We start from the raw sequence: 21,896 nt of genomic DNA on the forward strand, positions 1-21,896 counted from the left end.
GATGGCATACGCGAAGATGACGGCGTCGTTGGGAGCGGCGTTGTTCGCATCCGCAGCACTCGTCCAGCCGGCGACGGCCGAGACCGTCCTGAAATGGGCGCATGTCTACGAGGCGAGCGAACCGTACAACACCTGTGCCGTCGCCGCGTCCGACAAGCTCAAGCAGGCAACCGACGGGCGCTACGCGATCGAGGTCTATCCGGCCTCCTCGCTCGGCAAGGAAACCGACATCAACGAGGGGCTCAGCCTCGGCACCGTCGACATCATCTACACCGGCCAGCTGTTTGCCGGCCGCGCCTACGGACCGATCGCCATCGGCGGCGCACCCTACATGTTCCGGGACTTCGACCACTGGGACAAGTATCGCAACTCCGACCTCTTCCAGGAGCTGTCGAAGGGCTACGAGGAGGCGACGGGCAACCATATCACCTCGATGACCTATTACGGCGAGCGGCACGTCACCTCGAACAAGCCGATCCTGAAGCCGGAAGACATGGCCGGGCTGAAGATCCGCGTTCCCGATGCGGCGCTCTACCAGATGTTCCCCAAGGCCGTCGGCGCCAACCCGACGCCGATCGCCTTCGCCGAGGTATACCTTGCACTGCAGCAAGGCACCGTCGACGCCCAGGAAAACCCCCTGCCGACCATCCAGGCCAAGAAGTTCTACGAGGTCCAGAAGGACATCAACCTGACCGGCCACATCACCGACGCGCTCCTCACCATCGTCTCCGGCTCGGTGTGGAACTCCCTGTCGGACGAGGACAAGCAGGCCTTCGAGACGGTGCTCGACGACACCGCCAAATGCGCCACCGAGCAGGTCATCAAGAACGAGAAGGACCTCGTCCAGTGGTTCAAGGACCAGGGCGTCAAGGTCAACGAGGTCGACCGCACGCCCTTCCGCGACGCGACGGTGAAGCTTCACAACGGCCCCGACGCGACCTGGGACCAGGCGACCTACGACCGGCTGCAGGCGATCAAGTGATCGCCTGACCGCCTGAGCGCCAAGGGGGCGGCCGTCGCCGCCCCCGTCGCAACGCCCGCCTGCCGCAATCTCGTTTCCCATATGCCGTGGAGTGCCCGCCGATGACCCGCGACCCCTCGCCCGTGCCCGGCGTCGAGCCGTCTCCGCCGCCCACCGACGCGCAGGACGAGGACATTTCCGACATCAGGGCCGTCGACATCCCGGTGATGATCGTCTTCTGGGCCCTCGCCATCGTCGTGTTCCTGCAGTTCTTCACCCGCTACGTCCTCAACGACTCCCTCGGCTGGACCGAGGAGATCGCCCGCTACCTGCTGATCGGCGTGACCTTCATCGGCGCGATCTCGGCGGTGCGGCGCGAGAGCCACATCGCCGTCGAACTGCTCTACACGCGGCTGCCGCGCGGCGCCCGCCTCGGCCTGCAGTATTTCGTCGACGTCGTCTCGCTGGCCTTCTACGCCACGCTCGCCTGGCTCAGCGTGCATCTCGCCCAGCGCACCTTCCAGAAGATGACCTCGATCGACGTGCCGAAGTCGCTGGTCTACTGGATCGTCGCCGTCTGCTTCGCCGCCATGGCGATCTACCAGCTCCTCGTCCTCGTCCGGCACGCCCGCAGCGGCACGAGCCGCCTCATCGACCCCGACTCCGTGACCTCCACGGGTCCCAGCCTCTGAACGGCGGCCCCTTCCATGCTTCTCGCGCTCCTCTTCGTCGTCCTGTTCGGGCTGATCATCCTCGGTGCGCCGGTGGCCATCGCCCTCGCCGGCTCGTCGCTGGTCTTCCTTCTCGTCGACGGACACGTGCCGGCGGTGGTCGTCGCCCACCGCATGGTCAACGGCGTCGATTCCTTTCCGCTGCTTGCCGTGCCGTTCTTCATCCTCGCCGGCAACCTGATGAACACCGCCGGCATCACCGAGCGGATCTTCGACTTCGCCAAGGCGCTGGTCGGCTGGATGCGCGGCGGCCTCGGCCACGTGAACATCGGCGCCTCGGTGATCTTCGCCGGCATGTCGGGCGCCGCCGTCGCCGATGCCGGGGGCCTCGGCGCCATCGAGATCAAGGCGATGCGCGACGCCAACTACGATCCGGGCTTTTCCGTCGGCATAACCGCCGCCTCCTCGACCATCGGCCCGATCATCCCGCCGTCGCTGCCGATGGTGATCTACGGCGTCGTCGCCGGCGCCTCGATCGGCCAGCTCTTCGCCGCCGGCTTCGTGCCCGGCCTTCTGATGGCCGTCGCCCTGATGATCATGGTGGCGATCTACGCCCGCCGCCGCGGCTATCCGCGCGACCAGGCGTTCCGCCTTTCCAACCTCGCCCGCGCCTTCGTGCGGGCCTTCCTGGCGCTGCTGACGCCGGTGATCATCGTCGGCGGCATCCTCACCGGCGCCTTCACGCCCACCGAAGCGGCGATCGCCGCCTGCGCCTGGGCGATGTTCCTCGGCGTCGTCGTCTACCGCACGCTCAACTTCCGGCGCTTCCTCAGGGTCTCGATGGACACGATCGAGACCACCGCCGTCGTGCTGTTCATCGTCGGGGCGGCGGCGATCTTCGCCTGGATCCTCACCTCCAACCGCGTGCCGGAGCATTTCGCCGGGCTGATCCTGTCGGTGTCGGAGAACTGGATCGTCGTCCTCCTCCTGATCAACCTCATCCTCCTCGTCGTCGGCTGCTTCATGGAGACGGTGGCGGCGATCACCATCCTCGTGCCGGTGCTCCTGCCCGTCGCCGAGAAGGTCGGCGTCGACCCGGTGCATTTCGGCGTGATCCTCGTGCTCAACCTGATGATCGGCCTCCTGACGCCGCCGGTCGGCATGGTGCTCTACGTGCTGTCGCGGGTCTCCAAGGTGCCGTTCGAGCGCTGCGTCGCGGCCACCGCGCCGTTCCTCGTCCCGCTGTTCGTGGTGCTCGCCCTCGTCACCTTCGTGCCGGCGATCACCCTCTGGCTGCCGACGCTGATCTATCGCTGACGCCGCCGGGCGGGCTGCCGCGCTCACGGGAAGGCAGAGGTTCTGCCGCGGGGCCGGGCGCGGCGTTGGTCTTCGACGGGCGATTGCTTACATTCCGCCCATGAGCGATTTCGACGAATCAGCCCCCGCGACCGCACCCCGTCCGGGCGGCATCGCGGCGCGGGCGATGGCCGCCCGCGGCACCGCGACACCGGACTATCTCGCCGGCCTCAACCCCGAGCAGCGCGCCGCGGTCGAGACCACCGAGGGCCCCGTCCTCGTCCTTGCCGGCGCCGGCACCGGCAAGACGCGGGTGCTGACGACGCGCATCGCCCACATCCTGTCGACCGGCAAGGCATGGCCCAGCCAGATCCTCGCCGTGACCTTCACCAACAAGGCGGCGCGCGAGATGAAGACGCGCATCGGCATGCTGGTCGGCGGCCAGGTCGAGGGCATGCCCTGGCTCGGCACCTTCCATTCGATCGGCGTCAAGATCCTCAGGCGCCATGCCGAACTCGTCGGGCTGAAGCCGAACTTCACCATCCTCGACACCGACGACCAGATCCGGCTGATCAAGCAGCTGATCCAGGCGGAGAACCTCGACGACAAGCGCTGGCCGGCCCGCACCTTCGCCACCATGCTCGACGGCTGGAAGAACAAGGGGCTTCTGCCGAAGGACATTCCGGAGGGCGACGCGCGGGCCTTCGCCGGCAAGGGCCGGCGGCTCTACGAGGCCTATCAGGCGCGGCTCTCGACGCTGAATGCCTGCGACTTCGGCGACCTGCTGATGCATCCGATCGCGCTGTTCAGGGCCAATCCGGACGTCCTCGCCGACTACCACCGCCGGTTCAAATACATCCTCGTCGACGAGTACCAGGACACCAACGTCGCCCAGTATCTCTGGCTGCGGCTCCTGGCACAGCGGCCATCGAGAGGGCGGGAGGCCGAAACTGCGATCTCCCCCCTTGCGGGGGAGATCAGCGCTTCATCCGCGGCACGCATCCCGGCCGAAGGCCGCAAGGGCGACCGCCCGTCGGCCGGTCAGGCCGCGCCCCCGCGGAGCGAGCCGCGCAGCGGCGACAGCGCGAGCGAAAACAGACAGCAGCAAATTAATATTTGCTGCGTCGGCGACGACGACCAGTCGATCTATGGCTGGCGCGGCGCCGAGGTCGACAACATCCTCCGCTTCGACAAGGACTTTCCCGGCGCCACGGTGATCAGGCTCGAGCGCAACTACCGCTCCACCGGCCACATCCTCGGCGCCGCCTCGCACCTCATCGCCCACAACGAGGACCGGCTCGGCAAGACGCTGTTCACCGACAGGGCAGACCCCGAGGATCCGAAGGTCGAGGTCAATGCCGGCTGGGACTCCGAGGAGGAGGCGCGGGCGATCGGCGAGGCGATCGAGGACCTGCAGCGGCGCGAGGACCACGACCTCAACGACATGGCGATCCTGGTGCGCGCCTCGTTCCAGATGCGCTCCTTCGAGGACCGCTTCGTGACGATGGGGCTGCCCTACCGCGTCATCGGCGGCCCGCGCTTCTACGAGCGCATGGAGATCCGCGACGCCCTCGCCTATTTCCGCTGCGTCTCGCAGCCCGCCGACGACCTCGCCTTCGAGCGCATCGTCAACACCCCGAAGCGCGGCCTCGGCGACGCGACGGTGCGGCTCCTCCACGACTACGGCCGCGAGCGCGGCATCCCGCTGATCGCCGCCGCCGGCGAGATGACCGAGACCGAGGAGCTGAAGCCCAAGCCGCGCAACACGCTGCGCTCGCTCGTCGCCGACTTCCGCCGCTGGTCGGACCTTTTGCCGACCATGAAGCACACCGAGCTCGCCGAGCAGATCCTCGAGGAGTCCGGCTATACCGAGATGTGGCAGAACGACCGCTCGGCCGAGGCGCCGGGGCGGCTGGAAAACCTCAAGGAGCTGATTCGCTCGATGGAGGAGTACGAGTCGCTTCCCTCCTTCCTCGAGCACGTCGCTCTGGTCATGGACGCCGAACAGGACGCCGAGCTCGACGCCGTCTCGATCATGACGCTGCATTCGGCCAAGGGGCTGGAATTCCAGACGGTCTTCCTGCCCGGCTGGGAGGAACGCCTGTTCCCCCACCAGCGGGCGCTCGACGAGGGCGGCAGATCGGGTTTGGAGGAAGAGCGCCGCCTCGCCTATGTCGGGCTGACGCGCGGCAAGCGGCGGGTGAAGATCTGGTTCGTCTCCAACCGCCGCATCCACGGCCTGTGGCAGTCGACCATCCCGTCGCGCTTCCTCGACGAACTGCCCGAGGCGCATGTCGAGGTGATGGAGGCGAACACCTCCTATGGCGGGTACGGGGCGTCCGGCTTCGGCGGCTACGGCGCCTCGCGCTGGGACGGGGCGAGCGCCTTCCGCGAGAGCGCCTATTCCACCCCCGGCTGGAAACGCGCCCAGGCGGCGCAGGCCGGCTTTGCCTCCGGCGCCGGCTTTGCCGAAAGCGGCCGCCAGCGCGGCGGCCCCTCGCGCGGCGGAGACGGCTGGTCGGGCGGCCGCACGCGCGAGATCACCTACGACGCCGAGCCCGGCTCCCGCGGCTCGGGGGGCCATCGGCAGGGCGGCAACGGTTCGCCTGACAACGCGTCCGGTTTTGCGGGGCGCATGCCTGATCCTCATCCTGAGGTGCGAGCGGAGCGAGCCTCGAAGGGCGAGGATCACGCGCAACCCTTCAGCCCCACTCCGGGCCGCGGCCACAACCAGCCTCCGAAGAAGGGCTTCGGCCTCTATTCCTCCGCCAAGCGCGGCGGCCCGCGCGAGATCCAGGGGGAGCTCGTCGCCAAATCCGTCGCCGCCGAGGACAGCCGTTTCGCCAAGGGCGACCGGGTCTTTCATCTCAAATTCGGCAACGGCACCGTCGCCTCCGTCGACGGCAACAAGCTCACCGTCGACTTCGACAAGGCCGGGCAGAAACGCGTGCTGGAGGGATTCGTCGAGGCAGTGTGAGGCGCGCCCCGCGCGCCGGCCGACGTCGGCGGCATGCGCCCCCCTCTGGGCTGCCGCCCATCTCCCCCGCAAGGGGGGAGATCGACCCTTCGCCGGCACTCTCGCCCACTCTCCCCGCCGTCCGGATCGCGCAACGGCCCGAACCACCCAGGCGCCGCCAAAAGCCGCCCATCTCCCCCGCAAGGGGGGAGATCGACCCTTCGCCGGCACCCTCGCCCACTGCCCGCCGTCAATATCGCGAAACGGCCCGCGGCGCCCGATGCGCAGCGCCGAAGCCGCGCCCGGGCACGGCGATTGGCCTGATCTCCCCCCTTGTGGGGGAGATGCCCGGCAGGGCAGAGGGGGGTGTCTCGGCACCGCCCTCGCCGCTGCGTCATCCCCGGCCTTGCGCCGGGAACCATGCCGAACCGCCGGCCGCCGCTCGCTTGCGGGCCCCCGTCAGCCGTCAGATCGCCGCGAACACGGCCTCCTCGACGGCCACCTGCTCGACCATGCGGACCGTCACGCCGCGCGCCGCGCGGCGAAGCGGCCGTCGCCGAGCGCCGTCACATGGCCGTAGCGGGCCAGCACGCTCAGCGCGTTCACGACGCGCGGCTCGATGCGCTTGCCGCCGCGCTTGAAGCTCCGCGCGATCTCTTCCGGCCCCATCGGCCGACCGCTGGCGATGAGCACCGCGTCGACGGCGAGCGGCTGTTCGGTGCGCTCGGTCGGGAAGGCCGGCTTGCCGGCGTCGATCGCCACCACCTGGTCTTCCAGTGCCAGCTCGCCGCTTTTCGCCGCCTTGCCCTTGGCAAAGCGCGGGATCTGGTAGTCCGGCCGCAGCCAGCGCACGTGCCCCGCCGCCTCCTCCTTCGCCCGCTCGGCGTTGAGCGCCACCAGACGCTCCAGAATTTCCTCGTCGGAAAGGTCCGCCGGCCAGCCATAGGCCTCGGCGGTCAAGGCATCGATGGTCTCGTGAAGCTCTTTCAAAATCAGCACCAGCCCGCGCCGCTTGACGTCCTCCTCCTTCTCGCTCAGCGCCTCGCCGGATTTCAGCTTTTCCAGAACATTGTAGAGCCCGGTCAGGGTCAGGTCGGCATGCTCGGCCAGCACCCGCTTGCGCGTTTCGTCCAGCTCCTCGCCGGCGGCGCGGAGTTTTTCGCGCAAGGGCTCGGAGGGATCGGGGAAGGGAAAGGGGTCGAAGCAGCGGGATTTGACGTAGACAGGGTCGTTGCCGTAGCCAATCCAGCCGCCTGCCGTAACTGCCCAATACGTATGAACCCGAGAAGATAACATTGCTAAATGGCTTGCTTCAGAAGAGGCGATGATAAGTAACTTATTATCCGGAAGCACCGAGCCCTCTAAAAACTGGAAGACGCGGTGCTTCGCGGTCTCGACCGCAGCGATAAACCGCCGCAGACCTGCCCAAGCGTCGCGAGCATCAGGGACATTCTCGCCGAACAACCACCAATTCTTTCGCCTGTATTCGCGCGGGTTTAGATCTCGCTCCGGCTTAACAGTTTCTATTACATGTTGATATACGGCTGGGTATCGCGTCCGGACTTCTTGATCAGTTAGTTCGAACAGATCGATGGCAAAGACGCCACGCGAGCGACCCGTGAGATCACGCCCGTTGCGATAGGGCCGAACCACCCGGTCAATATTTGGCGTATCGTCCTTCCCAAGCAACTTGGCTTGAGCGGACGTTAATATGAATCCCTTGCCATGCAGAACAACGCCACGCGAAGAGAGCCCCTTGTTTGCATCGAGTTTTGTTAGGGAAGATAGATCAACGCCAACGCTCAAATCCGAATTGACGCTTCCCTCCCGCCGCGCGAACACGATCTCCGGCTCATCCGTATCCAGCCCCTTCTCCGACACCGTCTCCAGCAGCACCCCGTCCCGCTTGCCCGCCTCCGCCACGGTCATGGCGATCCGCACCGCCGCGCTGTCCCGCGTCGCTTTCGTCCAGGGATGGTCGGGAATGGCGTAGACGAGGCTCGCCGGCGCCTTGGCGTTCAGGTGCTTCTCCATCACCCGGCGCTGGAACACCTGGGTGATCGAATTGGTGGTGACGAAGCCGAAGCGTTTCAGCTTCGTCTTCTTGCGGGTCAGGATATCCGCCGCCCGGTCCCACCAATACATGACGAAGTCCGCGCTCTCGTTCATCTTCACCGGCTTGTGCGCCTTCCACAGCGCCTCGGCATAAAGGGAGCCGAGCCGCGAGCGGATGTCCTTGCCGCCGATGAACGGCGGGTTTCCCACGATGAATTCCGCCTCCGGCCAGTCCGGCCGGCGCGGGTTGGGAAACGTCTCCACCCGCTTGCCGTCCCGCTCCTCGACGGTCGGTAGCGGATATCCGTCCCAGGTCAGCACCGCGTCATAGCCTTCGGGACGGCCGAAATTGATGTTGCGGAACGCCTTCAGGATCGGCTCGGCGGGGTGGCCGTCTTTCGAGCGGTAATGCTGCTGGAGATAGCCGATCCAGACGACGAGTTCGGCGATGGCGGCGGCGCGCGGGTTGAGCTCCAGCCCGAGAAACTGGTGCGGGTCCACGGTCTCGCGTTCGAGGCCAAGGCTTTCCGTCGCGCCGAGGCGGGCGAGCGTCTCCAGCACCTCGCCCTCCAGCCGCTTCATCAGTTCGAGGCTGACATAGAGAAAATTGCCGGTGCCGCAGGCCGGATCGAGGACGCGGGTCTCGCACAGCCGGTGGAGAAAGCCGCGGACGATTTCGGCGGCCTTCTTCTCCTCGCCCTCCTCCTTGGCCGATTCCGCCCGCGTCAGCGCCTTGCGCCAGTCCTCGCGCAGCGGCTCCATGACGGTCACCTCGACCAGCCGCTGCACATAGGCGCGGGGCGTATAATGGGCGCCGAGGCGCTTCCTCTCGGTCTTTTCCAGCGCCTGTTCGAGAAGCGTGCCGAAGATTGCCGGGTCGACCTCGGTCCACTTCGCCTTCGCCGCCGCCAGAAGCTCGCCGATTTCCTCACGGCCGAGCGGAAAGGCGCGGGCATCCTTGAAGAGATTGCCGTTGAAGTGGCGCAGATGCGTGCGGAAGGCCGAGTAGAAGCGCTTGTCGCGGACGGGCTCGTCCATCTTCGCCCACAGCTCTTCGAGAAGCGGAACGAAGGAGCCGGGGCTCTCCACGCAATCAGAGAGAAGTTCGGTGAACTTTCCCTTCGGGATCAGGTCGACGTCTTCGGCGAACATCGTGAAGATGCAGCGCATGAGGAAATGCGCCACGTCCTCGGCCGGGTGATCGGCCTCCAGCGCCTTCGAGACCTCCGCCAGCCTTTTGGCGATCTCGCGGGTGACGCGGGCGGATTCCCTCGCCGGATCGAGGCTCTTCGGGTCGGTCCAGATCGTCGCGAGCCGTTGGCGGATCTCCGGCTTTTTCAGGTCTTCCAGATAGATCCGAAACCCCTTGCGGTCGGGGAACTGGCCGTAGGCCCGGCCGGTGCCGGAGAAATCGGCGAAGATCTCCAGCGCGTTGCCGACGTCGCAGGTGATGAGGAAGGGCGGCGCCGGGTGGCTCGCATCGAGCAGGAAGACGTAGGTCTCCGCCTGTCGCCGGGCGTTCTGCATCATCACGTCCCAGCCCTTGGCCGCCGTGCGCCGGCCGAGCCGTTCGGGCTCCTCGCCGAACAGCGAAACCTGACCGGGAATGGCGTTCTTCATGCCCGGCAGGCGCGACTGCTTGGCTTCGAGGATGAAGCAGCCCTTCTTGTAGAGGTCGATGCGCTTGGGGGCCGTCGCGCCCTCGCTCTCGCGCGGGCGGACCGCCCGCTCGAACACGTAGTCGTTGAAGCCCTTCTCCGCCCCCGCCGGATCGGGCCGGGGAACGTCGAGGACGTCGCAGAGCTCGGCGAGAAACATCTGGTAGTTGGCACGCTCGGCCCCGCCCTCCCGCGCGGTCCAGCGTTCGATGAATGCGTCGATGTCGCCCATGCCCGGCCCTGTGCTCCCCCGCCCGCTTCAAGCCGCCTGCCGCGACTCCCCCCTGCGCGTATAGGTTGGATGTCCAAAGGAGCCGATAATGCGGTTGATGACAAGTGACGCCTCCCGCAGGCAGGACAATCGCTCGAAGCCGGGGGCGCGCAGGGCGATTGGGCTGATTTCCCCCCTTGCGGGGGATATGCCGGCAGGCAGAGGGGCGCGCGCCGGATATTGACCCGTCAGGGGGCACGCCAGGGGCACGAAAACGTTGAAAATGCGTCATCCTCGGGCTTGTCCCGAGGATCTGCTGCCGGCTCGGCGACAGAATCGCTGCCGTTTGGCCCCGGACCGCGAAGTGCCAAAAATCAACCCGCAGTAGATCCTGGGGACAAGCCCGAGGATGACGACGTGGCGATGTCAGCGCCCGAATGTCATCCGTCTTGGCAAATCGTTTTTGTTGAAGCCGGCATCCGCATCGAATGATCCGGCGAGATGAGTGCAGCTCGCAGTGCCCCGTCCTGAGAATGACGAAGCGTCGAGGCCGGCGCCGACATGCGCACTGAGGCCCGCTGAAGGACGCCCTCTCTCCCCCTTGCGGGAGAGAAAGCGATTTCATCGGCTTAGGCGCGAAGCGGCTAAACGATAGAAATCGCAAGAGAGGGGTTTCACCCTGGCCGCGCATGCACCGTGGCATCGCCAATGCGCCCTCTTCTCGGTCGCGGCGGCTGAAGCGGGGATACCCCTCTCTTGCCATTCTCAAGGTTTGGACGACGCTGCGCGCCGCCCAACTCCTTGGAATGGCTTTCTCTCCCACGACGGGGAGAGAGGGCGCCTCCGGGAAAACCGCTGCCTTCGAAATAAAGATATCCCCACCCCCGCACCCCTCCCGTATCATCCCCCGACCGCCGGCCCACGGAACGGGCACGAATGATCACCGGGATCGTTCGGGGGTTCGGCGGGCGGTGTCCGCGGCGGTGCGCTCTTCCGGAGAGTGCCCGTCCCGGACGGTTGCGAGGCGCCGCTGGCCCCTCCTCGACTATGCGGGGGGTGCGGATCGGTCCGCTTGACCGGAGGCATCCGGGAAGCGCCAGCCGCCATCGCGACCACCCGTCCCCGTCGCGGCAGCGGCGGGGTGGCCCTAAAAGGCAGCGGGTGGAAGCGATGCATTCGCAAGGCCGTGAGCGCACCGCGCGGGATGCCGGAGGCGGACCGTAGACAAAAAAGTTCGGAGGGTCTGCCTCCGGCATCCCGTTGCCCGCCGTGTCAGGCGGGTAAAGCATGGCGCCATCCCTTCGCGGCTTTTCGCCGGCGGGGCGGTCTTCGCGCGTCCCTGCCCCTGCCGGCCTTGCCGCGCGGCCCGCCGCTTGACCCAGATCAACGCCGCCGGCGCCGGGCCGCGACACTCTGCCGGGAGCCATTTCCACAGGAGGGTACGATGCCGAAACTGAAGGACTATCCCCTATCGTTCCGCCATGTCCGGCTGGAACTTGCCCGCGAAAAGGCCCGCTCGGACGCCGGCTATCTGACCGAGGGCCACCACGACGGCTACGACCTCGTGGTGCCGCTCGCCGAAGACGGCAGGCTCGACGCCGAGGCCTGGCAGAAGGCCAACGACAAATGCCGGGTGCGCCGCTTCGACGACGACGTGACCGACGCGGTCGGCATCCTCACCCGCGACGAGGCGGGCCACTGGGTGTTCGACTACGACCGGGCGATCGATTCCGACGACGAGATCGGCTTCCGCTTCGAGGACGAGCGCTTCGTGCCGGGAGAATACGTCTCGGTGCTGCATGGCGGGGCCGAGCACACCTATCGCGTCGCCTTCGTGCGGGCCCTCGGCTGAGCCTCGCCGGCACCGGCTGAAGGTCGGGCGCCGGCACCCGCGAGGCGATGCAAATCTTTCCGCCCTGCGCTTTCCACTGCGCCTGCCGGCACGATAAACTCGTCTGCCCGCAACCGAAGGGGGAAATTCTCGTGGCGATCCTGCTCCAGCCCTATCAGCGCTACTTCCAGTTTTCCGGCCGCGCCCGCCGCAAGGAATACTGGCTCTACATGCTGCTCTTCTACGTCGCGATGTTCGTCCTCGCCTTCGTCGATTCGGCGATCGGTCTCGGCGGCGAGACGCAGACGGCGGTCGACACGACCAACGGCTTTTCCGCCAGCGCCAATGCCGAGGGCGGCATCCTCACCGGCATCTGGGCGATCCTCAACATCGTGCCGCTGCTTTCCTGCGCCGTGCGCCGGCTGCACGACACCGACCGCACGGGCTGGTGGGTGTTCATCACCATCATCCCGCTGATCGGTTCGATCTGGTTCCTGGTGCTGATGTGCCTCGACGGAACGCCCGGCCGCAACCGCTTCGGGCCGGACCCGAAGGACCGACTGGGCCGCAGCGCCGAGGCGGTGTTCGAATAGCGGGACCCTGATCGGGCTTGCCGGACAGGCGCCCGGCCCGTCGGGCGCTGCCGGCAGGAGGCGCGGCAGGCGCGCGCGGCTCACTCGTCGCGATAGACCTTTTCCCGGCGCTCGTGGCGTTCCTGCGCCTCGAGGGAAAGCGTCGCGATAGGCCGGGCGTCGAGCCGCTTCAGGCTGATCGGCTCGCCGGTCTCCTCGCAATAGCCGTAGGAGCCGTCGTCGATCCGGTCGAGCGCCGCGTCGATCTTGGCGATCAGCTTGCGCTGGCGGTCGCGGGCTCTGAGCTCGATCGCCCGGTCGGTCTCGGAAGAGGCGCGGTCGGCGATGTCGGCGAGATTGCTGTTGTCGTTGGCGAGAGCCTCGAGGGTCTCCCGCGCCTCGCGCAGGATCTCGGCCTTCCAGGCGAGCAGCTTGCGCCGGAAGTATTCCTTCTGGCGATCGTTCATGAAGGGGCCGTCTTCGGACAGCGTCAGATCGGCATTGAGTGTTTCGCTCATTACGCACCTCCATTCCCGCTGGCGCGCTTATAGCGGCGGTTTGTCAGGCGAACAAGTTATGTTTGTGCAACAGAGGCTTACCGATCGTCGCCGGTAAAGTGCCGTTTTGGCTGGCGTTTTGGGAAACCCCGCGACATGCTGTGGTGTCCGGCCGCGCGCCGATCCAGCGTCGCGCAGGCTTGCGATCCGCCGAATGCGTCCGATTTCGGCAAAATATGCGGCCGCCCGGCGGTCCGCCGACCGCCCCGGGGCCGCCCCGGGGCCGCCCCGGGCCGCCCGGTTTCGAGAGGCTTTGAAGGCGCGAAGATTGCCCGATGAAAGCTTTCGTCCTATCGAGGTCGGATGACGGCAAGCTTCGGCCACCATCTCTATATCCTGCGCCACGCCCATTCCTCCTGGGCGCGACCGGGTGAGCGCGACCATCAGCGCCCGCTCGACGAGCGCGGCGCGCGCGACGCCGACCGGCTGGCGGAGATCCTCGGCGAGGAATCCGTGAAGATCGACGCCGTCGCCTGCTCGACGGCGCGGCGGGCGGTCGACACGCTGACGCCGCTTCGCGCCGCCCTCGGCAACGACGTCGCGATCGATTATTCCGACGATCTCTACGCGCTCGGGGCGGAGGCCTATTTCGCCGCCGCGGCCCGCGCCCCGGCGAATGTCTCGGCACTTCTGATCGTCGGCCACAATCCGATGGTCGAGGAATTCACCGCCCAGCTCGCCGGCGACGGCGATGAGGCGGCGCGTGCGGCGCTCGCCGGGGGATTTCCGACCTGCGCCCTGGCGATCGTCGGTCTGCCGCGGCCGCTCGCCGAGGTCGCTCCCGGCAGCGGCAGGCTGCTGCGCGTCGTCCGCCCCTGACCTTCAGCGGCGCCTTTCGCCCGCCCCCTTTCGCCCGCTCCCTTTCACCGGACGATTGCCGCCGCCCCTACGAAGCCGGGTCCGGCCTGCCTATATCGGCAGCGTGGGAACCCCGCATCCCGCGCATCGCCACCGCCCCGCCCGCCTCGATCGACCCGCGCTGCCCCGTGAACGCCCCATGACATCGCTTGCCGACGAGGCTCGCCTCGTTCTCGACAATTTCGCCGACCGGACGACCTCGATCTTCCAGCCGACCCTGCGTCTCGGCGTCACCGGGCTGTCGCGCGCCGGCAAGACGGTGTTCATCACCGCCCTCGTCCACAATCTTCTGTCCGGCGGGCGGCTGCCGCTGTTCAAGGCGCAGGCCGGCGGCCGCATTCTCGGGGCCGACCTGCGCGAGCAGCCGGACGACGCGGTGCCGCGCTTCCAGTACGAGGACCACGTGCGCCGCATCGTCGAGGAGCGGGTCTGGCCGGAATCGACGCGGGCGATCTCCGAACTGCGGCTGACGGTCGCCTACGAATCCGCCGAACTCTGGCGGCGGGTGCTGCCCGGCGGACGCCTGACCATCGACATCGTCGACTATCCGGGCGAGTGGCTGCTCGATCTGCCGCTGATCGACAAGGACTTCGCCACCTTCTCGGCCGAAGCGATCGAACGGGCGCGCCTGCCGTCGCGCGCCGCGGAGGCCGGGCCCTTCCTTGAGAAGCTTTCCGGGATCGACCTTGCTGCCCCCGCCGACGAAGTGACGGCGCGCGACCTCTCCGCCGCCTTCGCCGCCTATCTGAAGGCGTGCCGGGCCGACAAGGCGGCGCTGTCGACGCTGCCGCCCGGGCGCTTCCTGATGCCGGGCGACCTCGACGGATCGCCGGCGCTGACCTTCGCGCCACTGCCGGTCGAGAGCGGCAGGACCTATCCCAAGGGATCGATGGCGGCGCATCTCGCGCGGCGCTACGAGGCCTACAAGACCGTCGTGGTCAAACCGTTCTTCCGCAACCACTTCGCCCGGCTCGACCGGCAGATCCTGCTCGTCGACGCGCTGCAGGCGATCAATGCCGGGCCCGAGGCGGTGGCCGACCTCGAGACCGCCCTCACCGACATCCTCGCATGCTTCCGCCCGGGCCGCTCCACCTGGCTCGGCTCTTTCCTCACCCGCAGGATCGACCGCATCCTCGTCGCCGCCACCAAAGCCGACCACCTCCACCGCGAGAGCCACCGCCGCCTCGAGGCGATCGTCCGCCGCCTCGTCGACGAGGCGATCGGCCGGGCGAAGTTCTCCGGCGCGAAGACCGAGGTGCTGGCGATCGCCGCCGTGCGGGCGACGCGCGAGGCGACGGTCAGCGACGGCGGCGAGGACCTGCCCGTCATCGTCGGAACGCCCGCCGAAGGCGAGACGATCGGCGAGCGGCGCTTCGACGGCAAGACCGAGACGGCGGTCTTCCCCGGCGACCTGCCTGAGGATCCCCGCCGTCTCTTCGATCCGGTGGACGGCGTCGCCGCCGGCTCGCTGCGCTTCGTGCGCTTCCGGCCGCCGCGCCTGCAGCAGACCGCCGAGGGGCTGACGCTGTCTTTGCCGCACATCCGCCTCGACCGCGCGCTGGAGTTCCTTCTCGGAGACAGGCTGCAATGAGCGAAGACCGCGACGCCCGCCGCCGGAGGCCCGGGGCCTTCGATCTGCCCGGCAGCCCGGCGGCCCGGCGGCCCGGCGAAGACGAATATCCCGGCGCGGCGGCGCCGGCCGCGTCCGACCCGGCCGCCGCCCCGCCGCCGCGCATGCCCCGGTCGATCACGACCGTCGCGCCGATCGACCTCGATCCCGAGGACGCCGTCGACGCGGACGTTGCATCCGACGACGATCCCGACATCGGAACCCGCCGCGGCTTTTCCTTCGGCAAGCTCTTCGCCGCGACGCTCGGCCTGCTCGTCTCGATCGCCGGGGGCCTCGCCGTCGACGCCATCGTACGCGAGGTGTTCCAGCGGTCCGAATGGCTCGGCTGGGCGGTGCTCGGCCTCGCCGTGCTGGCGCTGGTCGCGCTGCTCGGCATCGTCGTGCGGGAGACGGTCGGGCTGATGCGGCTCGCCGCGGTCGACCGCGAACGCCAGCGGGCGCTGGCCGCCTATCGCGCCGATTCGCTTGCGGATGCGCGGCTTGCCGTCGCGACGCTGGAGACGCTTTTGAGTTCGCGCGCCGAGACCGCCCGCGGCCGCGCCGCGATGGCCTCGCTCCGGGACGAGGTGATCGACGGCGCCGACCTCGTCGCACTCGCCGAGGAACACATGCTCGGCCCGCTCGACGCCAAGGCGCGCGCGCTCGTCCTCGCCTCGGCCAAGCGGGTTTCGGTGGTGACCGCCGTCAGCCCGAAGGCGATCGTCGACGTGTCATACGTCGTGTTCGAGAACGTCAAGCTGATCCGCCGGATGTCGGAGCTCTACGGCGCCCGACCCGGCACGCTGGGGCTATTGCGGCTGGTCCGCGACGTCCTCGCCCATCTCGCCGTCACCGGCTCGATCGCGATCGGAGACGGCCTCGCCCAGCAGGTGATCGGACACGGTCTCGCCGCGCGGCTGTCGCAGCGGCTCGGCGAAGGGGTGGTCAACGGCCTGCTGACGGCGCGCGTCGGCCTCGCCGCCATGGATCTCTGCCGCCCGCTGCCGTTCCTGAGGCTGAAGCGTCCGCGCCTCGGCGCGATCCTCGCCGAGATTTCGGGCCAGCCCGGCGGGGAGACCGGAACGCCGGGCGGGCGCTGATCCACGGCCGACGGGGCGCCGCGACCGAACGGCGACGGCCCCGGAAAGGCTTGGTTAACCCTTTGACGCGACAATGACATGGTAAACGGTCTCTACCGAGGAAGCTTTGTCCATGTCGCGTCTTTCGACAACCGGTCTCGCCCTGACACTCGCGCTTTCGGCCGCGACTGCCCTTCCGGCGAAGGCCGCCGACGACGAGGCCTTCTTCCGCCGTGTCAGCGGCCAGTGGTCGGGCCCGGGCGAGATCGTCGCCGGAAAGTACAAGGGCACGAAGTTCGTCTGCAATTTCGCCGGCAACCAGAGCCGCAAGCAGGTCGGCGTCGAACTCGAGGGCTCGTGCCGGGTCGGGTTGTTCTCGCAGCCGATGCGGGCCGAGGTCGTGCGCGCCGGTTCGTCCTATCGCGGCGCCTTCCAGGATGGCGCGGCGGGCAAGGGCCTCGACATCGTCTCCGGCGAGGTCGGCAGCGACCGGATCGTCGTCGGCCTCGACCGCAAGCAGCTCAAGGGCGCGATGATCGCCCGGCTGAGGGACGATGATTCCCTCGCCATCACCGTTTCCGTGCGGGTCGCCTCGCAGCTCGTCCCGGTCATCGGCATGAACCTCAAGCGCGAGGCCGGCACCCGGCAGAGCGCGCTCTCGGACTGACCTTCCCGTCAGGGGCGCGTTCCCACCGCGTCGCGGCCGCCGAAAGGCCAGCCCCGTCCATCCGGTGCAGGAGATCTGCGGCAGCTTTCGGTGCCGCGCGAAGGTGGCATTCGACCTCCACCGACCGCGCGCATGTGGATCTCGGCTCGTTTCAGGACAAAGGCCCGGCGGCAACGGACCCGCGCGGGGCCATCCCCACGGCCCTGCGAAGATCCGCCTCGACCACCGGCTTGATCAGCACGCGATGCGGATGATCCTGGCTGATGCGCGACAGCGAGGCCGGCTCGTTCGATCCGGTGATGTAGACGATCTTCGTCTCGGGAAGCCTGGCCTGGATCGCCATCGCCACGTCGACACCCTCACCCTCTCCCCGCAGCCGGAGGTCCATAAAGACGTAATCCGGATGCAACGCCTGGATCTGTTCGACCGCCTCCTCGGCGACGTCGCAGGTGCCCGTGACGCCGAGACCGATCTCCTCGGAGAGTTCCCGCAGATATTCCATGATCAGGAAATCGTCTTCGACGATGAAGACCGTCTGCCGTGCGTCCATTCTCGTCTACCTCCCCACCGGCATGCGGATCAGGTAGTGCGTCCCGATCCCATGCGAAACTTCCATGCTGCCGCGCAGCTGCGCGACGAGGGCATTGATGATTTTCGTGCCGAGGCCGCCGTCGGCCTCGGGATGTTCATCGGCAGGGCTCGCCTCGCCCTGCCGGGGCCGTTTCAGCCCACAGCCGTCGTCGGCGACGCTCAACTCGCAGGACAGCGCGTCCGTCGACGCGAAGCGCACGTCGACCGTGCCGCCCTGCGCAGCCGAAAAGGCGTGCTTGACGGCGTTGCTCGCCAGCTCGTTGACGAGCATCCCGGTCGAGATGGCAAAGTCGAGCTGCAGCGGGATCCTGTCCGCCTCGACGCGGATCCTGATGCCGCGTCCCTCAGCGTCGAACGCCTCCTCGATCTTGCGGCAGAGTTCGGTCAGATAGTCGTCGGCGAGCAGCGTGCTCGGATTGTTCTTGGCAAGCAGGATGCGGTGCAGCGTGCTGAGTGCCTCGATCCGTCCCCGCATGTCGCCGAGTGCCTGCCGGGCGGCGGGATCGGCGATCCGCCGCGCCTGCAGGCCGAGCATCGAGTGGATCTGCGCCAGATTGTTCTTCACCCGGTGGTTGACCTCGCGCAGCAGCAGGTCCCGGTCGCGCGCGTAGATCTCGAGCTCCGTCGTCACGCGCGCGATCTCCGCCTCGCGCTCGTTGAGCCGCCGGCCCGCCCACAGGACGCTCGCACCGAGGAGGAGCGCGGTCAGCGCGGCGATGATGCTGACGACGAGCGCCAAGGGCAGGAGGCCCTGCGCGATCATCCGATAGCCGGCATAGCAGACGCCCACCACGACGCAGATCATCAGCGGGAGCAGCCTGCGCGCGGCGATACTGCCTGCGCCGGTATCCAGCAGGATCGAGACCCAGCCGCGCTTCGGCTCGAGCAAAAGCAGGCCCACGAAGCACAGGAGGAACGCCAGCCCGGACGACAGGGCATGACCGACGAAGAACGTGACGGAGTAGATCGACCGGACGTCGAAGAGGATGCCGACGAGCGAGACCGCGATGATCACCAGTCCTGCCGATGCGGCGACCGTCGCTACCGTCGACAGGACCCCTTTCTCGGCATCCGCGCACAGCAAGCTGATGGCGGCAAGCGCGAAGCAGAGGCTTGTCGCCCAGGACATGACGGCATGGCGGCTGCGTGCATCGCCGACCAGCCATTCGGCCGGCAATCCTTCCGCATTGAGGGCGTGAAGGCCGAGATTGCACAGAACGAGGACGACGAGCAGCGCGGCGAGCACCCTGGCGATCAGCCGCCTTCGGGAGGCTGCGGAGGCGATGCCGATTCCCGCAAGGACGAAGCAGAGCGCGGCGAGCGGTGCCGTCGCGAGATTCTGCGACCAACCGACGAGCCGGCCCCGGCCGCTCAGCCAGTCGAGGCCGTCGATCGTTCCGAAGGATGCTGCGAGCAGACCGCAGCCGAGGGCGACGCTTCCGCTCGACGTCAAGCGACGATGCATCGTCCGTGCCGCCCGCTGCAGTTTCTTTAGCCACCTGTTTTGAGCGAATTCCCGCAGGCCGTGCAAGCATGTCCAGGTAGCCTGCGACAAAACTGCGCAGCGGCGCGGCGCCGCGGATCGCAGGGTGGCGTGCTTCAGCCGGGTCGGCCGCAAAGCCGCCTGACAGTCTATCCGGGCCGGCCGTTCAGCCCCGCCACCAGTCGCCGGATGCGGTGACGGCGACGATGCCGCCGGCATCCACCGCGCCCGCCAGGTCCGCCACCCGGGCGCCGCCGACGACGAGGCCGGGCGCGATGTCGGCGAGCGGCACGAGCACGAAGGCGCGCTCGCCGATGCGCGGATGCGGCAGCGTCAGATCCGCATCGTTCCAGGTCTCGCCGGCATAGTCGAGAACGTCGATGTCGAGGGTGCGCGGCCCCCACCGCTCGGCGCGCACCCGGTTGAAGTCCCGTTCGGTGGCGAGCGCCAGATCGAGGAGCCGGCGCGGCGACAGCGTCGTGTCGAGCGCCGCACAGGCGTTGATGAAGTCCGGCTGGTCGGTGTTTCCCCATGGCGGCGTCCTGAACAGCCGCGAGACGGCGACCACCGCGCAGTCGTCGCGCGCGTCGATCGCCCGCAGCGCCGCCGCCATCGTCGCGCCCGGATCGCCGAGATTGCCGCCGAGGCCGAGATGCGCCCTCACCATCGCTCGCCCTTCAGGGCGCGCCGCATGGCGTCGGCGATCGCCAGCGCATCGCGGTTGGCGGGAACGTTGTGGACGCGGATGATGTCGGCGCCCCGCTCGCGCAAAAGGACGCTCGTCGCGGCCGAGGCGATGTCCGGCTCGGGATCCTGCCGACCGATCGCGCCGCGGACGAAGCGCTTGCGCGAGGTCCCGACGAGCAGCGGAAAGCCGAGGGCCATGACCTCCGGCAGACGCGCCAGGAGGACGAGGTTCTCCGGCCCGTCCTTCTCGAAGCCGAAGCCGGGATCGAGGACGATCGCCGCCTCCGCCACGCCGGCGCTCCGGGCGATCTCCAGCGACCGGCGCAGGAACAGGAACTGGTCCTCGACGACGTCGGCAAGCTTTTCGCGCCCGCGCCCGGTGTGCATCAGGCAGAGCCCTGCCCCGGTCTCGGCCGCGACCGTGGCGATCGCCGGATCCCGCTGCGCGCCATGGACGTCGTTGATGATGTGCGCACCTGCGAGGACGGCCGCGCGGGCGGTCTCGGAACGGTAGGTGTCGACGGAAACCAGACAGTCGGAACGCCGCACCAGTTCCTCGATGACCGGCATGATGCGCCGCTGTTCCTCCGCCGCGTCCACCGGCGTCGCGCCGGGCCGGGTGGATTCGCCGCCGATGTCGACGATCGCTGCCCCCTGCTCGACCATGCGCAGGGACTCGGCGACCGCCGCCTCCACCGAGGCGTAGCGGCCGCCGTCGGAAAAGGAATCCGGCGTCGCGTTGAGGATGCCCATGATCGCCGCGGTCTCGCCGAGCACGAGTTCGCGCCCGTGCGCCAGCTTCCATGTCCCGCCGCGCGGTTGAATGACGTCCATCGCGTGTCTCCTTGCGGCCCGGCCGCGGGTCTCGCCGGCAGCGTCGCGGATGCCGCGCGCCGACGGGGCCGACGCCATTGCGTTAGCCCTCCGGGACGTTCGGCGCAATTATCTCCGCCGCCGCGCTTGCTTCCGTTCCGGGTTCAGGTACCGTTGGCAATCGTTCAATCGACCTTTCCCGGAGCGGCGAAGATGGCATCGAGGTTCGGGTTGTTGATGGTTGCGGCGGGTCTCGCCCTTCCGACCGTCGCGGACGCAGCATCGATCCACGAGAAGACCACCTATTTCGCGGTGCGCGGCGCGACGCTCGGCGAGCTCGACCGGGACCTCAACAATCACGGCCCCTTCGTCGCCGACACCGGCATCCGCCATCCCGGCGCGACGGAGGTGAAGTTCGACGGCAAGGTCACCTACAAGGCGACGCCCGAGGGCTGCGCCGTCGACCGGACGAACCTCAGCCTGCAGCTCGAGACGACGCTGCCGCGATGGATCGAGCCGAAGCGCGTCTCGCCCCGCACCAAGCTGATCTGGGAGACGCTGGAAAAGGACATCCGCCGCCACGAGGCGCGCCATTCGGCGATCGCCAAGCACTGGCTGAAGCGGATGGAATCGGCGATCCGCAACCTGCGGCCGGAGCGCACCTGCCAGAGCATGGAGGCGATGGTGAACACCGTCACCCGCCGCTATCTCGCCGGCCACGAACGCGCCCAGATCGAGTTCGACACGATCGAGGGACGCGAGGTGAATTTCCGCCTGCGAAAGGCGTTCTCGCGGGCGATCAGCGAACAGGCCAGCAACTGACCCGCAAGAGCGGTCAGCCCTGGCGTTCCGGGACGTAGAGGACGAGGCCGTCGAGTTCCGGCCGGATCTTGATCTGGCAGGAGAGCCGCGAATTCGGCTGCGGCTCGTAGGCGAAGTCCAGCATGTCCTCTTCCATCGGCTCGGGCTCGCCGACCACGTCGCGAAACGCCTCGTCGACATAGACGTGGCAGGTCGCGCAGGCGCAGGCCCCGCCGCATTCCGCCTCGATCCCCGGCACGTCGTTGCGCACCGCGTTCTCCATCGCGGTCGTCCCGTCCCGCGCGTCGATGTCGTAGCGGGTCTGATCGACGGTCTGGAAAATGATCTTGGTCATGCCTGGAGAGCCTCGTATCACGGGGAGGACGGCGCGGCGCCGTGGCCGCATCCGCCGAAGGCGCCGGCCAAGGCCCGCCCCGGGATGCGGCGTGACGCTGCGCCGGAATGCCGGTGTTAGAGAGGCTCCAGGCCTCAAGTCAATCGAAACGATCAACCGGCCGCGCGATGGCCGCACCGCCGGGA

At 68.1% G+C, this 21,896-nt stretch carries 18 protein-coding genes; 11 read left to right on the forward strand and 7 right to left on the reverse strand.

Annotation, left to right across the window (positions count from 1 at the left end; translation table 11 throughout):
* The first annotated feature begins 1 nt into the window (after position 1).
* The 4 genes from J1C47_RS00470 to J1C47_RS00485 all read left to right on the forward strand — a co-directional run bounded on the left by J1C47_RS00470 (position 2) and on the right by J1C47_RS00485 (position 5,905).
* The gene (locus J1C47_RS00470) at positions 2-982 is read left to right on the forward strand and encodes a sialic acid TRAP transporter substrate-binding protein SiaP (protein ID WP_245396277.1); all 981 of its coding nucleotides are present in this window, start codon (positions 2-4) and stop codon (positions 980-982) included.
* Positions 983-1,083: 101 nt separating this feature from the next.
* Positions 1,084-1,653 (forward strand): TRAP transporter small permease, encoded by a 570-nt coding sequence (locus J1C47_RS00475; RefSeq protein ID WP_207348751.1) that lies wholly within the window; start codon positions 1,084-1,086, stop codon positions 1,651-1,653.
* Between the two features lie 15 nt (positions 1,654-1,668).
* Positions 1,669-2,949, forward strand: coding sequence for a TRAP transporter large permease (locus J1C47_RS00480; protein WP_207348752.1), 1,281 nt, complete (start codon positions 1,669-1,671; stop codon positions 2,947-2,949).
* 100 nt (positions 2,950-3,049) lie between these two features.
* Complete coding sequence (locus tag J1C47_RS00485; RefSeq protein WP_207348753.1) at positions 3,050-5,905, forward strand: ATP-dependent helicase; 2,856 nt, start codon at positions 3,050-3,052, stop codon at positions 5,903-5,905.
* Between the two features lie 501 nt (positions 5,906-6,406).
* On the opposite strand, the gene J1C47_RS00490 is transcribed toward J1C47_RS00485, so the two are convergent.
* Entirely contained in the window at positions 6,407-9,829 is a 3,423-nt protein-coding gene (locus tag J1C47_RS00490) for a class I SAM-dependent DNA methyltransferase (RefSeq protein ID WP_207348754.1), read from the reverse strand.
* Positions 9,830-11,252: 1,423 nt separating this feature from the next.
* Between J1C47_RS00490 and J1C47_RS00495 the strand changes: the two genes are divergently transcribed.
* The gene (locus J1C47_RS00495) at positions 11,253-11,660 is read left to right on the forward strand and encodes a hypothetical protein (protein ID WP_207348755.1); all 408 of its coding nucleotides are present in this window, start codon (positions 11,253-11,255) and stop codon (positions 11,658-11,660) included.
* Positions 11,661-11,791: 131 nt separating this feature from the next.
* The gene (locus tag J1C47_RS00500) at positions 11,792-12,232 is read left to right on the forward strand and encodes a DUF805 domain-containing protein (protein WP_342591901.1); all 441 of its coding nucleotides are present in this window, start codon (positions 11,792-11,794) and stop codon (positions 12,230-12,232) included.
* A gap of 80 nt (positions 12,233-12,312) precedes the next feature.
* On the opposite strand, the gene dksA is transcribed toward J1C47_RS00500, so the two are convergent.
* A complete protein-coding gene (gene dksA / locus J1C47_RS00505; protein ID WP_207348757.1) occupies positions 12,313-12,729 on the reverse strand; it encodes an RNA polymerase-binding protein DksA in 417 nt (138 codons plus the stop codon).
* Positions 12,730-13,071: 342 nt separating this feature from the next.
* Between dksA and J1C47_RS00510 the strand changes: the two genes are divergently transcribed.
* From J1C47_RS00510 to J1C47_RS00525, 4 genes are all read left to right on the forward strand, one after another.
* A complete protein-coding gene (locus J1C47_RS00510) occupies positions 13,072-13,587 on the forward strand; it encodes a SixA phosphatase family protein (protein ID WP_207348758.1) in 516 nt (171 codons plus the stop codon).
* A 178-nt stretch (positions 13,588-13,765) separates the two neighbouring features.
* The gene (locus J1C47_RS00515) at positions 13,766-15,217 is read left to right on the forward strand and encodes a YcjX family GTP-binding protein (protein ID WP_207348759.1); all 1,452 of its coding nucleotides are present in this window, start codon (positions 13,766-13,768) and stop codon (positions 15,215-15,217) included.
* Positions 15,214-16,335 (forward strand): YcjF family protein, encoded by a 1,122-nt coding sequence (locus J1C47_RS00520; protein WP_207348760.1) that lies wholly within the window; start codon positions 15,214-15,216, stop codon positions 16,333-16,335. Before J1C47_RS00515 ends, J1C47_RS00520 begins: the two co-directional genes overlap by 4 nt.
* Before the next feature lie 112 nt (positions 16,336-16,447).
* Complete coding sequence (locus J1C47_RS00525) at positions 16,448-16,981, forward strand: hypothetical protein (protein WP_207348761.1); 534 nt, start codon at positions 16,448-16,450, stop codon at positions 16,979-16,981.
* 151 nt (positions 16,982-17,132) lie between these two features.
* On the opposite strand, the gene J1C47_RS00530 is transcribed toward J1C47_RS00525, so the two are convergent.
* From J1C47_RS00530 to folP, 4 genes are read right to left on the reverse strand one after another with little or no spacing between them, the layout of a single operon-like run.
* Positions 17,133-17,531, reverse strand: coding sequence for a response regulator (locus J1C47_RS00530; RefSeq protein WP_207348762.1), 399 nt, complete (start codon positions 17,529-17,531; stop codon positions 17,133-17,135).
* Between the two features lie 6 nt (positions 17,532-17,537).
* On the reverse strand, positions 17,538-19,274 hold the full coding sequence (locus tag J1C47_RS00535) for a sensor histidine kinase (RefSeq protein ID WP_207348763.1): 1,737 nt from the start codon (positions 19,272-19,274) through the stop codon (positions 17,538-17,540).
* Positions 19,222-19,722 carry a 2-amino-4-hydroxy-6-hydroxymethyldihydropteridine diphosphokinase gene (gene folK / locus J1C47_RS00540; RefSeq protein ID WP_207348764.1) on the reverse strand — a complete coding sequence of 167 codons (501 nt, stop codon included), beginning with the start codon at positions 19,720-19,722 and terminating at the stop codon, positions 19,222-19,224. The genes J1C47_RS00535 and folK overlap by 53 nt, the downstream gene beginning before the upstream one ends.
* Positions 19,716-20,576, reverse strand: a complete 861-nt coding sequence (gene folP / locus J1C47_RS00545; RefSeq protein WP_207348765.1) for a dihydropteroate synthase — start codon at positions 20,574-20,576, stop codon at positions 19,716-19,718. Before folP ends, folK begins: the two co-directional genes overlap by 7 nt.
* Before the next feature lie 192 nt (positions 20,577-20,768).
* Between folP and J1C47_RS00550 the strand changes: the two genes are divergently transcribed.
* Complete coding sequence (locus tag J1C47_RS00550; protein ID WP_207348766.1) at positions 20,769-21,377, forward strand: DUF922 domain-containing Zn-dependent protease; 609 nt, start codon at positions 20,769-20,771, stop codon at positions 21,375-21,377.
* A gap of 13 nt (positions 21,378-21,390) precedes the next feature.
* Here the strand turns inward: J1C47_RS00550 and J1C47_RS00555 are convergent, their stop codons facing one another.
* Positions 21,391-21,711, reverse strand: coding sequence for a 2Fe-2S iron-sulfur cluster-binding protein (locus J1C47_RS00555; protein WP_207348767.1), 321 nt, complete (start codon positions 21,709-21,711; stop codon positions 21,391-21,393).
* Positions 21,712-21,896: the final 185 nt, after the last annotated feature.

This window comes from Jiella sonneratiae, assembly GCF_017353515.1.
GTDB lineage: Bacteria > Pseudomonadota > Alphaproteobacteria > Rhizobiales > Rhizobiaceae > Jiella > Jiella sonneratiae.